At 40.1% G+C, this 12,250-nt stretch carries 14 protein-coding genes and 1 pseudogene; 10 read left to right on the forward strand and 5 right to left on the reverse strand.

The features are described from left to right. Positions 1-25 precede the first annotated feature (25 nt). Entirely contained in the window at positions 26-1,243 is a 1,218-nt protein-coding gene (locus A8F95_RS04945) for a sensor histidine kinase (RefSeq protein WP_065409527.1), read from the forward strand. Positions 1,244-1,302: 59 nt separating this feature from the next. Here A8F95_RS04945 and A8F95_RS04950 read toward each other — a convergent pair whose 3' ends face one another. Next, positions 1,303-2,493: a coenzyme F420-0:L-glutamate ligase gene (locus tag A8F95_RS04950; protein ID WP_065409528.1), complete on the reverse strand. Its 1,191-nt coding sequence runs from the start codon at positions 2,491-2,493 to the stop codon at positions 1,303-1,305. Positions 2,494-2,611: 118 nt separating this feature from the next. On the opposite strand from A8F95_RS04950, the gene A8F95_RS04955 reads away from it, so the two are divergent. Continuing rightward, the gene (locus tag A8F95_RS04955) at positions 2,612-3,496 is read left to right on the forward strand and encodes a LysR family transcriptional regulator (protein ID WP_065409529.1); all 885 of its coding nucleotides are present in this window, start codon (positions 2,612-2,614) and stop codon (positions 3,494-3,496) included. A 79-nt stretch (positions 3,497-3,575) separates the two neighbouring features. On the opposite strand, the gene A8F95_RS04960 is transcribed toward A8F95_RS04955, so the two are convergent. From A8F95_RS04960 to A8F95_RS23170, 4 genes and pseudogenes are all read right to left on the reverse strand, one after another. Next, a complete protein-coding gene (locus A8F95_RS04960) occupies positions 3,576-5,093 on the reverse strand; it encodes a CoA-acylating methylmalonate-semialdehyde dehydrogenase (RefSeq protein WP_065409530.1) in 1,518 nt (505 codons plus the stop codon). A gap of 113 nt (positions 5,094-5,206) precedes the next feature. After that, positions 5,207-5,644 carry a hypothetical protein gene (locus tag A8F95_RS04965; protein WP_141676226.1) on the reverse strand — a complete coding sequence of 146 codons (438 nt, stop codon included), beginning with the start codon at positions 5,642-5,644 and terminating at the stop codon, positions 5,207-5,209. A gap of 44 nt (positions 5,645-5,688) precedes the next feature. Then, positions 5,689-7,256: pseudogene (locus A8F95_RS23305) on the reverse strand (sodium/proline symporter). 19 nt (positions 7,257-7,275) lie between these two features. After that, positions 7,276-7,407: a hypothetical protein gene (locus A8F95_RS23170; RefSeq protein ID WP_281181736.1), complete on the reverse strand. Its 132-nt coding sequence runs from the start codon at positions 7,405-7,407 to the stop codon at positions 7,276-7,278. A 469-nt stretch (positions 7,408-7,876) separates the two neighbouring features. Between A8F95_RS23170 and gvpT the strand changes: the two genes are divergently transcribed. From gvpT to A8F95_RS05010, 8 genes are read left to right on the forward strand one after another with little or no spacing between them, the layout of a single operon-like run. Beyond that, positions 7,877-8,350: a GvpT/GvpP family gas vesicle accessory protein gene (gvpT, locus tag A8F95_RS04975; protein WP_245671125.1), complete on the forward strand. Its 474-nt coding sequence runs from the start codon at positions 7,877-7,879 to the stop codon at positions 8,348-8,350. A 39-nt stretch (positions 8,351-8,389) separates the two neighbouring features. Further along, complete coding sequence (gene gvpQ, locus A8F95_RS04980; RefSeq protein WP_065409532.1) at positions 8,390-8,857, forward strand: gas vesicle protein GvpQ; 468 nt, start codon at positions 8,390-8,392, stop codon at positions 8,855-8,857. Positions 8,858-8,884: 27 nt separating this feature from the next. Beyond that, a complete protein-coding gene (gene gvpA / locus A8F95_RS04985; RefSeq protein ID WP_049665784.1) occupies positions 8,885-9,145 on the forward strand; it encodes a gas vesicle structural protein GvpA in 261 nt (86 codons plus the stop codon). 29 nt (positions 9,146-9,174) lie between these two features. Then, entirely contained in the window at positions 9,175-9,441 is a 267-nt protein-coding gene (gvpO, locus tag A8F95_RS04990; protein ID WP_065409533.1) for a gas vesicle protein GvpO, read from the forward strand. 3 nt (positions 9,442-9,444) lie between these two features. Beyond that, complete coding sequence (gene gvpN, locus A8F95_RS04995) at positions 9,445-10,386, forward strand: gas vesicle protein GvpN (protein WP_245671128.1); 942 nt, start codon at positions 9,445-9,447, stop codon at positions 10,384-10,386. 14 nt (positions 10,387-10,400) lie between these two features. Next, entirely contained in the window at positions 10,401-11,168 is a 768-nt protein-coding gene (locus tag A8F95_RS05000) for a GvpL/GvpF family gas vesicle protein (RefSeq protein ID WP_065409535.1), read from the forward strand. Beyond that, entirely contained in the window at positions 11,168-11,443 is a 276-nt protein-coding gene (locus tag A8F95_RS05005; protein ID WP_065409536.1) for a gas vesicle protein GvpG, read from the forward strand. Before A8F95_RS05000 ends, A8F95_RS05005 begins: the two co-directional genes overlap by 1 nt. Beyond that, positions 11,436-12,242 carry a GvpL/GvpF family gas vesicle protein gene (locus A8F95_RS05010; protein ID WP_065409537.1) on the forward strand — a complete coding sequence of 269 codons (807 nt, stop codon included), beginning with the start codon at positions 11,436-11,438 and terminating at the stop codon, positions 12,240-12,242. The genes A8F95_RS05005 and A8F95_RS05010 overlap by 8 nt, the downstream gene beginning before the upstream one ends. The last annotated feature ends 8 nt before the right edge of the window (positions 12,243-12,250 follow it).

Below are 12,250 nucleotides of genomic sequence, written 5' to 3' on the forward strand. Positions count from 1 at the left end.
TCACATGAAAATAAGAGGAGCATGTATGAGGGAAGATTATATTTATATAAATAAAAAATTATATTATAGTACAGTTCTAGCCGTCATCATTATGATGGTGGCAGGCTTGTTAATAGATAATCCACAGTTAGAGAGAGTAAGTGCCGGTTATTTTTTTCACTTCATCCTTGTTATCGTTGCATCTGTTTGTCTATTGCTTTATCCAAAGTATCTTACCCGCAGTTTTAGAATAATCCTTACGATAGTAGCTTCTGTGTATTTTTATACACTTTTCTTTTTATATCCAGATACTTGGTCGACTTTTATTTTTCTTTGTTTTGTTCCGGCTGTTGCGATTTTATTTTTTGATGCGAAGATTTTTTATTTTTCCTTACTGTTAAACAACGTGTGCATCATCCTTATATTTGTTTACATTGGGCTCTTTGACCAAGGATATTTACAAGTCTATTTAAAGCGAGATCTTATAGGGAATGTAATTAACTTTATAGGAAGCCAGGCAATTATATGCTTTATCTTTTACATATCTTACGGGCGGATCGAAAAACAGCAGCTATATTATGAACAAATACAGCAGGCAGAACGCTTGAAGACAACAGGACAGCTAGCAGCGGCTGTAGCACATGAAATTAGGAACCCGCTGACGGTTGTAAAGGGATTTTTACAGTTATATGAAAAAAATATCCTACCTAGTGATCAGAGTCAGAAGCGGCATTTTAGTTTAATGATTGAAGAGTTAAATACAGCTGAAGAGGTAGTATCTCAATTATTATCTATAGCGAAGCCGAGTAAAGATACAGAGGTGGAAATAGTAGATGTACGGGCTGCTTTGCAAAGTGTAACTGAGCTGCTTCATTCATACGGGCTGTTGAATGAAAATAAGATTGAGATCAACAAAGTGGAAGCTTGTTATATCGCGGCTAACAATATGGAAATTAAACAATTGCTAGTGAATATTATTAAGAATGCCATTGAAGCTTCTAAAACAGGTGACTCTGTCACTTTAACAGCCAAAAGAAAGAAGGATTTTGTGGAAATCAAAGTAATGGATCAAGGGCGGGGCATGTCAGCAGAAGAAATTAAGTCTCTCGGCACTCCTTTTTATTCTTTAAAAAGTAAAGGGACCGGCTTGGGTATGATGATTTGCTATAACATCGCAGCCAAATACAAAGGGAGTATTGACTTTCAAAGTTCAAAAGATAAGGGAACAACGGTTACGATAAGCTTTCCAGAACAGAAACTATAAGTGAAATAAAGAAAGCCGGCAGGACATTCTCCGCCGGCTTAAATTGCTTATATAAATAATTATTTCGTATAGTTATCGAAGTATCCTTGGATAAAAATAATTGGTGTGCCTTTATCGCCGCTTCCTGAAGTTAAATCAGAAAGAGAGCCGATAAGGTCTGTAAGTCTTCTAGGTGTCGTTCCTTGTGCTTCCATGGACCCTACGAGATCTGCTTCTTTATTATCAATGAATTGTGAAATAGCTTGTTTTAGCTCTTCGCCGCTCAAGTGAGCAAAGTTATTATCCGCAAGGTATTTTAATTTTACTTCGTTTGGTGTGCCTTCAAGACCTGATGTGTAGGCTGGAGATACAACTGGATCAGCAAGCTCCCAAATCTTGCCGACAGGATCTTTGAACGCGCCATCTCCGTAAATCATCACTTCCACATTTTTTCCGGTTTTTTCTTTTAGCATTTGCTGGATCTGATCAACGATAGGCTGGCAAGTGTGTGGGAAAAGTTTAACGCTGTTTTCCGTTGATTTATTAGATCCTAATAGACCATAAGCTTCGTTGAAGCCGCTGCCATCAACAGACTCAGATAATATGTTATCAAGGCTGTAAACCTTTTCTCCGCCATTTTCTTTTAGTATTCTTTTTGTTCTAAATCTCGTATGGATGTCGCAAGTCAGAACACTTTTCGTATAATCTAAAATGGTTTTTGGATTATTTGAAAAGATAACTTCACACTCTACCCCATATTCTTCTATTAACGATTTGTAATAATCAATATAATCCACGCCAGTAAACGTGTGTTTGTTATAGCCAAAATGGTCACGGAATTGCTGCTCTGTTAAAACATCTGTCCAAGGATTGACTCCTTTTTCATCAAGGTGTTCAATATCTACTAAATGATTGCCCACCTCATCAGATGGATAGCTCAGCATTAAAACAATCTTTTTAGCCCCTTTTGCAATACCGCGTAGACAGATCGCAAAACGATTTCGGCTTAAGATCGGAAAAATGACGCCAATCGTGTCGTCTCCGAATTTTGAGTTGACATCTTTAGCAATCTGATCAATAGTTGCATAATTCCCTTGAGCACGGGCAACAATTGACTCTGTAATTGTCACAATGTCTTTATCCTGAATGTTAAAACCTTCAACCTCTGAAGCCTTTAACACCGTATCTACAACGATTTGCTCGATATTGTCTCCTTGGTTAATGATCGGACCGCGAAGACCCCTAACCACCGTTCCAACTACTCTTTCCACTATAATCGCTCCTTATAACGAATGACGTTAATGTAAACCATATCTACTTGTACTATACAGCGGGTTAATGATATAAGTAAAGTTAATATCTCTAATAATGGATATAAGGAGTAGTTATATGGTTAGCAAATTAGATTTATATAAAGTATTTTGCATAGTAGGGGAAAGCGGGAGTTTTTCAAAGGCAGCGAAAGCACTTTACATGACACAGCCAGCAGTTAGTCAAGCTATCATGCAATTAGAAGGGGAATTAGATACACGTCTCTTCAATCGAACGCCTAAAGGAGTAACGTTAACAAACGAGGGAAGTCTTTTATTTGAATATGTTCACTCTGCTATTAATTTAATTGATGTTGGAGAAGAAAAGATTTTAGAATTTAAAAATTTAACGACTGGCGAATTAAGAATCGGTGTAGGGGATACGATCTCCCGTTATTTCTTGCTTCCTTATTTAGAGGCTTTTCATAATAAATATCCGAACATTAAGTTTAAGATTGAGAATGGCACCACCTCGGAATTATGCACTATTTTGAAATCAGGAGAAGTAGATATCGCGATTTGTAACTTCCCGATTGATGATCCAGCATTAGAACAAAAAGCGTGCATTGAGGTTCAAGATATTTTTGTTTGTGGAGAGAAATACAAAGATACGGTGCCGCAGCCATTAAGCTTTCACGAATTAGCCAAACAGCCATTAATCTTTCTTGAGCCAAGGTCTATTTCTAGAAGGTATGCAGAGGATTATATTCTATCAAAAGGAGTAAAAATCGCTCCTGAATTTGAATTAGGCTCACATGATTTATTACTAGAATTCGCTAAAATAAATTTAGGAATTGCCTGCGTAACGAGAGAATTTTCCTTGGAGTATTTAAACAAAGGGTTAGTGCACGAGGTACAATTAGAGGATGAAATTCCGAAGAGACATATTGGAATCTGTTTTTTAAAGAGTGTCCCATTATCAACAGCTTCTATGAAATTTGTAGAGATTATCGAGCACACATAGAACGACAAGAAAACTCGGCTGGGGTGATGAGCTTCCTGCCGAGTTTTTTTCGTTTATTAAATGTGTAGAGGAGGAGATGTTATCGGTTGCTTGGAAAATCAAAATTTACTTTATCATCATGAACCTGATTTTCTGGCCATCTTTCCGAGATCGTTTTTGATTTTGTAAAGAAGCGGGCCGTGTCTGGTCCAAACATATGACCTTCTCCAAACTTTGAACGTTTCCAGCCGCCAAAATTGTGGTATCCAACTGGGATTGGGATTGGTACGTTGATGCCGATCATGCCGACTTCAATTTGCTCGGCAAATGTTCTAGCTGCATAGCCGTTGTTTGTGAAGATGGTGACTCCATTGCCATATTCATGATTATTAATCAGTTCAATCGCTTCATTCAAGCTATCAACACGAACGACAATCCGGGCTGGTCCAAACACTTCTTCGCGATAAATATCCATATCAGGCGTTACATGATCTAAAAGAGTAGCTCCTAGGTAGAAGCCTTCCGCATTCTGGACATCTGGATTTCGGCCGTCTACGCACAATCGGGCTCCTTCTTGAATACTTTCTTCTATGAACCTCGTAACGGTTTCCTTTGATTCTTTTGAAATCAGGGCCCCGAAGTCTGCTTTTTCATCATTATAGGCGCCAACCTTTAGTTCTTCTACACGTTTCTTAAGTTTTGCCACAAAGGCTTCCGCTGTTTTTTCTCCTACCGGAACAGCCGCCGAAATCGCCATGCAGCGTTGTGAAGCAGCTCCATATGCTGCTCCAAGGAAGGAGTTAACCGCATGATCCAAATCGGCGTCCGGCATAATAATCATATGGTTTTTCCCGCCGCCAAAAGCTGCTACTCTCTTATGATGTCGGCAGCCTTCCTCGTAAATGTATTGCGCAACTTTCGTTGATCCAACAAAAGAAATAGCAGGCACGTCAGGGTGCTTCAGTAAAGCATCTACTACCTCTTTATCACCATTCACAACGTTCCATACACCAGACGGCAGACCTGCTTGTTTCCACAGTTCAGAGAAGAACAAGGCGGAGTTGGGCACCTTTTCAGATGGCTTTAAAATGACCGCATTTCCACATGCTACAGCCATCGTTGACATCGCGACAGGCACCATGAAAGGAAAGTTAAATGGTGAAATAGCTGCCACTACCCCAAGTGGTTGTTTAATAGAGTAAGCGTTAATCTCACCGCCGACATTAACAGAATACTCTCCTTTGAGCAAATGCGGTGCATTAATCGCTAAGTCAACGGATTCAATTCCTCTGCTGATCTCACCTTTTGCATCGGAGATCGTCTTGCCGCTTTCAAGGCCGATCAAGTTCGCTAACTCTTCGGTTTTCTCAACTAATAAGCTTCTAAAGCGGTGAATAATCTCTACTCTTTGAGCAACAGGCGTTTTTCGCCAGCCGATAAACGCTTTTTTTGCTATTTCAACTGTTTCATTGACTTCTTCTGCTGAAGCATAGGGGCACAAAGCCATGACTTCGCCTGTCGAAGGCTTGAACACTTTTCCAAAACGTTCACTAGTTCCCGGCTTCATCTCACCGCCGATAAAATGAGTAAGTTTTTGTACCTCAACTAAGTTTTCCATCTTTTTAGCCTCCTATTATCACTACTTTTTATATAAAGCTTCATTCACCAGTCTATACATGGAGCTAGCCAAACATGATAACTACATAGATTGATATGGTAAAAAGCGTGTCTCTATAAAGGGTGGTAGCTTCCGCTAATGGCATCAACAATTAACGGCTGTTGTCCACGTCCTGGCTTCGTATATTTCGCCAGCCAAAACGGGCGATAAAAGAGCGAGCAGCTCGATAAATGCAGCCGAGGGATTGTAATAAACTTAGCTTTTTGTGAAAGGGTTTGAGAGATAAACCTTTCGGCTAACAGCTCAGCTTCATTTTCCGCAATCGTAATAGGGAGCACTTCTTCACCTTCCATCAGATAAGTTGAGAACTCAGGCTGAACATCGACCATCGCCCCTTGGCCGCTAAGCGCATCAATGGTACAAGCAATTTTTCCTTGCAGCCTCAGCAGACTTTTGGCGCTAATGTCATATTCAAAAAAGTAATAAGGGTAGAAGACCATCCCGTTCATATGAACATTCGCTCGCCGGTCATATTGCTGCAACCCTCTCAAAATTTCTTTTTCTGCAAATACTGGTTTCTGGGTGAGGATAGAGGTCATGAGCAGCTGCCTCTGTAGCTTTCCGTATTTTTTGCTACAAACTTAGAGATGTTCTTTGCTTCTGGTGCTAGATGACGAGCGATATTTTGGTCAAACTCTTTTGAAAAGAATCGTTTATTCTTCGACTGCTCAAAGATGTCTTGAACCGGCTGGGAGGGTTTGCGGCCAAATCGGCTGCCGATGACCATTCCTAAAAAGGAAACGGTTAAGCCAGCTAAGAATGGGTGAATAGCAGTGACCGCTTCTAGGTTCATTGAGGTCCACGCAATATTGGTTACAGCGCCGCCAATCATTGCGCATAAGCAACCGACATAATTGGCCTTTTTCGAATAAACAGAAGCTACATAAGGAACGAGAAAACTATTGCCAAGCGTCCCGAAGGCAAAAACAGCTAGTCCAAAGATAGAAGGAGGTTCATAAATAGCCACAATAATACCGACAATGCCCCCGCCTAAAATACAAAGTCTAGAAACGAGGACAGTCGTTTTCTGAGTGGCATTTTGATTAATAAAGCGTTGGTAAACATCACGTGATAAAATCGTGCCCGCCTGCATAGAAGGGAGTCAGCTGTCGACATAACAGCAGACATGACGGCTGATAAGAGAAGAGCGGCGAACAAACCAGGGAAGAGTGTATAAGCTAGTTGAGTGATGGCCATTTCTGGATCTTTTATATTGGGCAGCAGAATAATGCTGATAAGCCCTAGAATATACGGGACAAAGATGAAGAATTGATTCCAGATGGCACTGATGAGAATAGCGCCTTTAACGGTTTTCGTACTTTTCATAGACATGTGCCGTACAACCACATGAGGCAGCCCCATATAACCGATGGAGAAAATCAAAATCGCCCCTAATACTACGCCCCATTGACCGTAAAAGGCGAGGTCTTTTCCCCAAATGCTTAAATAGGTAGGGTCAATCTTCTCAAGAGCGACATTAAGTCCAGTTAGCCCGCCAACATGGAAGTAAGCTAAAAATCCGATCCCAACTACTCCGAGGACCATAATCACCCCTTGTACAAAAGAGGTATACGCAACAGCTAAGTAACCGCCTGCTACCGTATAAATAATAATGACGCTAATGCCAATAATCAGGGATAATTCATAGGGAAATCCAGTTAAAGTAGACATTGCTTTTCCAGCTGCTATAAACTGGGCACAAACATAGGCGAAGAGGAAGACAATGGAGATAATAGATCCAACGATGCGTACACTGGCGCTTTCAAATCTTTTTTCCAAGAACTCAATGGGCGAAAGAGCTCCCAATAGTTCAGACATTCGCCTCATGCGTTTTCCTAAAACGGATAGGTTAATAATGGAACCCCCTGCATCTCCAATCGCATACCAGACTGCATACCAGCCATATTGAAAGGCAAGGGCCGGTGCTCCCATAAACATATAGCCGCTCATAGCAGTCGTCTGCATCGTCATGGCTGTAACAGCTGGTCCGAGTGATCGGCCTCCGAGTAAATACTGTTCCGAGGATTCCGAGGATTTACGGGAAAACCAAATTCCGATTCCTAATAAAGTTAAGATGTAGGTGATAAAAATCACACCGTCCATACTCAATCGCTACAACCCCCTAACCAATATTTTCTCTCTCTTCTGCATCATCTTCTCTCTTTAACTTAAAGTACAGAATTACTCCCAGTCCTACCCATATAAATGGCCAGGGTATAATCCACCAAAACGTTTCTGCAGGCAAGTTAAACATGTTATCACCCCCTAACAGCAACTAAACATTTATGTAGACTATATAATCAATGATCATTCTGCACAATAGACATAATGTTTAAAAAAATCAGATTATTTTATACAATTTGTTAGATCAGTTAGTAGTAAGTTAGCAAAAGAAGTGTTGGTTAATAAAAAAATATTTGAATCAATAGGAAGAATTATACATTTTACATGAAATAAATTAATCTGTCTGTAAAAAAAGTATGAAATTCCATATTCTTTTTTGAGTTTTAGGATGAGGAACATAGACGTTCAAAACAGGGTGGTTATCGACTTTTAATATTATCACTTTTCAACATATCTGAAAATGAGGATTATATTTCCTGTATTGGTGGGAAGAACCTCGTTTGATTCCAAGCATTCATGGTATATCCACACTAAACCCCTAAAGCAAATTGGTCCAGCTACTCTCTGCCGTAAATAAAAAGTTGAGAGGAGACAAAGGCATGAGCACTCAAAAAAATACAGATAGTTCCCGCTCTGAAGAAATGAGTGAAAAGGATCAGAAAGAAAAGAAGCAAACGAAAGAGAACAAAAATGATCATCAGCATTCTGTGAATCTAGCAATAATTGGTGGAGTCGTGGGAGCAGGAGTGGGCTTGTTTGCTAATCCGGAAACGAGCAAGAGGGCTATAAGAAATTTAGGAGAATCCGAATTTGTCAAAATGGCCGGAGAGGAATTTAAGAAAACCGCTCAAGAAGTTCTTGCTAGACAAGCACAAACTGCTATTAGACAGTTAGCTGCCGGGTATATCGATGAAACCACTCAAGAACTGTCAGGTTCTAAAAAGGAGACAAATGGCAGTGAAGATTATTCAAGTGATGCAAAATATGAAGAGATTAAAAGTGAAAATAAAAACTTAAACGAACGTCTTGAAAGAATAGAGAAAATGCTCACTAACCTAGTGAATTCAAATTAATACTAATACTTTTTCTATAAATACGGTAGGGGTGATCAGATGGATAAACACGCAAAAAAAGTGGTTGGAAAAATCGTAAAAAAAGCAGTGGACCATGCACCGGAGCCAGTAAAAGAAAAAGTGAAAGAAATAGCAGTAGACAAAGCGAAGGAGAAAATAGTGGGGGGTATCCAGGAGAAAGGGAAGGAACTTGCCCAAAAATTAAGTAACTCTAAAGATGATTTAGCTGATAATGTTCAGGAAAAAGCCGGAAAAGCAAAAGAAAAAACCCAAGATGTTCTGCTCTCTGCGAAAGAGAAGCTAGGCACAGCGGTTGAAGCCGGAAAAGACTTTCAAAGAAATATGTCTTTTAAAGATAAAGAGGACCATGATCGAAAGGTGAAGAGCGCTCGGCATATTAAAGGCATTAGCGATATAAAAACTTCTAAGGATATGAAGAGTGCTACGAACCTTAAAAGCATAGAGACGATTAAAACTTCCAAGGACATTAAGACGATGCAATCTTAAATAGCAGAATGAAAGGAGAATGCAATAATGGCAGTACAAAAGAGCACAGATGGTTCAAGCTTGGCTGAGGTTATTGACCGCATTTTAGATAAAGGAATTGTAATCGACGCATTTGTGAAAGTTTCGGTAGTCGGGATTGAAATTTTAACCGTTGAAGCGAGAGTAGTGATTGCTAGTGTGGACACGTGGTTACGTTATGCAGAGGCTGTCGGGCTGCTTCGGGATGGAGTGGAAGAAAACGGCCTTCCAGATCAACAAAGTGAAAGAAATGCACGCTTTAGTATTTAGGCAAAGCCATGCTTTAGCAGGAGGCGACCATGGAAATTAAAAAAATCATTGGAAATGCTACTGACTTCTTTAATGAATACGTAGCACCCGTTCATAAAATTACTGCTGTTGAAAAACAAGAGCATAATGGCTGGACGCTTACGATAGAGGTCATTGAAGAAAAGGAATATATGAAAAAGTATGCAAAGGATGAAATGATCGGCGTCTACGAAGTGTGTTTGAATCAAGAAAAAGAAATTACGTCTTACAAAAGGCGGGATATTCGTTACAGAAGTGCCATCGATCCAGGAATGTAGGATATGGGAGCAGGAGGGAAAAGAGTGACGGTTTTAAAGAAAAAAATCGACAAGAATAACAGGGCAATTGTTCGAGACGAAGAGACAGAAGACTTACTTGCCCGTTCGTTGCAATACTTGAAAGCTGGCTATCCTGTTCATTTTACAGGACCATCCGGCACCGGAAAAACATCCCTCGCTCTAGCTCTAGCGAAGAAAAGAAAAAAACCCGTTATGCTCATACATGGTAATCACGAATTAAATAATAAAGATTTAATTGGCGACTTTACTGGATATACGAGCAAAAAAGTGGTGGATAACTATGTCCGCTCTGTTTACAAAAGAGACGAAAGCGTAACGGAAATATGGAATGACGGGCGTTTGCTGGAGGCTGTCAAGAACGGTTACACGCTTGTTTACGATGAATTTACCCGCTCACGGCCAACCACTAATAATATCTTTTTATCGATTTTAGAAGAAGGCGTTCTCCCTTTGTACGGGGCGAAACGAACTGACCCCTTCGTTCGCGTGCATCCTGATTTTGCCTGCATATTCACCAGTAACCCTGATGAATATGCAGGCGTCTATCAAACGCAGGATGCCTTACTTGATAGACTCATTACCATATTTATCGACCATAAAGATAGTGATCGTGAGGCAGCTATCATCTCAGAAAAAATGGATATCAGTAAGAACGAGGCTCAAGCCATTACCAATCTTATAGCTGAACTGCGAAAGGAATGCAAAGAGAATAGCGGTCCGAGCCTGCGTGCTTCGTTAATGATTGTTAAATTGGCTGAAGCAGCCGGTATTCCGATAGAGGGATCAAATTCACATTTCCAGCGTCTATGCATAGATGTATTAGGCCATCAGGTGAGTCGATGTATAGAATCTAATACTCCAATAACAACAGCAGAAAAACTGATTATAAAAGCGTGCCATAACATGAAGGTGACTGAAGAATAAAGGAGAGTTTGACAATGAGCCAGGAAGAACAAATGGGCATATACATTTTTTGTGGAATCCAGACAGAAACAGATGAAAAGTTGGGTGAGATTGAATTTGAAGGAGAACAAAGAGAGCTATTTATAATTCGGTATAAAGATGCAGCCATTGTTGCTGCTGAGGTACCTATGAAAATTTATCACCCGAATAAAGAAAATTTAATGATGCATCAAGGCGCTGTTTCGCTTGTGATGAAGCAGAATTCAACCGTCATACCTGTTAGCTTCGGCAATGTATTTCATTCAAAAGAAGACGTACGTGTACTGCTGGAAAACTTGTATCCGCAGTTTGAAAAGCTCTTTCCTGAAATAAAAGGAAAGGTTGAGCTTGGCTTAAAAGTGGTTGGGAAAAAAGAGTGGCTAGAATCACAGGTTAGCGAGAATTCGAAAATTAACAAGATGGCACAGGCCATTAAGGGAAAATCTGAGGAAGCCAGCTATTATGAACGAGTCCAGCTGGGCGGAGCAGCCCAAAAAATAATTGCTTCTCTGCAGGATGAGATAAAACAAGAAGTGTTTAGCCCATTGAAAGAGTTAGCGGAAGCATCAAAAGTAAATGATCCGATAGGCGAGAGAATGCTTCTCAATGCCGCTTTTTTAGTAGACCAGGATAAGGAAGATGAGTTTGATCAAAAAGTAAATGATTTGCATGAAAAATGGAAGGATAAAGTGGAATTTAGCTATAGCGGTCCTTGGCCTGCCTATAACTTTGTCAATATTAGATTAAAAGTTGAGGAAGCCTGATGCTGCATAAGTTAGTTTCCGCACCTATTAACGTTGTTATAAAAATTGCGGAAAAAGTGAAGGAAGAGGCAGATAAAGAGCTCTATGATCTTCCTACCATTCAACAAAAGCTCATTCAGCTGCAGATGATGTATGAGCTTGGTGATATTCCTCAAACGGCCTATGAGGCTAAGGAAGAAGAACTGCTTATAAGATATGAAGCAGCAAAACGAATGGAAATGGCGCAATGGGAACAGATGGCAAAGAAGAAAGGAGGAGAGGCAGAAGATGGATAGATTGATTTATTTATATGGCTTGATTCCAAGAAAGGAGGAAGGTCAGCAGCCTCTTCCGCCTTTAAAGGGATTTGATGGCACGGATAACTTGTATACCATTCCTATTGGAGATATAACAGCTGTTGTTTGCCAGCTCGATCCAGAAAAGTACTCAGAAGAAAGTATAAAAGAGCGGGTTAATGACGACATGGAATGGCTTCAGGAAAAGGCCTTTCACCATCATGAAACGGTCATGGCCTTGTCGAAGATTTTTACCGTTATACCGCTGAAATTCTGCACTTTATATAAAAACCCAGATAGTCTAAAAAGAGCTGTTCAGTCTAATAGGTCTAACATGCTGTATACATTTGACCTGATAGCTGGACATGAAGAATGGAACTTAAAAATGTATTGCAATGATCAGTTATTAAAGAAACAAGTGAGCGGGAGCAATCCAGTAATAGAAGCAAAAAGAGAAGAGATTAGCCAATTATCAAAGGGGAAACAATTTTTTGAAAAGAAAAAGCTGGACAAGCTGATTGAATCCCAGCTTGAAGAAGAAAAAAACAAAATCAGTGAAAACATTCATTTGCATTTGAAAGAGCTGGCCCGTAAAGGAGACGTAAAAAAAGCTTGGAGTGCGGCTGCGACAGCAAGAAAGGAAGATATGGCCTGGAATGGTGTGTATCTTGTCGAGAAATCAAAAGTAGAGCGTTTTCTCGAACAAATTCAACAGTATGAAAAAGAGCTGCGGGAAAATGGATGGCAGCTTGAGGCATCCGGACCCTGGCCAGCTTACCACTTCTCCAGCTTTTCATAAGTGAGGAC

The sequence above is a fragment of the Pseudobacillus wudalianchiensis genome (assembly GCF_001685015.1).
GTDB classification, from domain to species: Bacteria; Bacillota; Bacilli; order Bacillales; family Domibacillaceae; genus Pseudobacillus; species Pseudobacillus wudalianchiensis.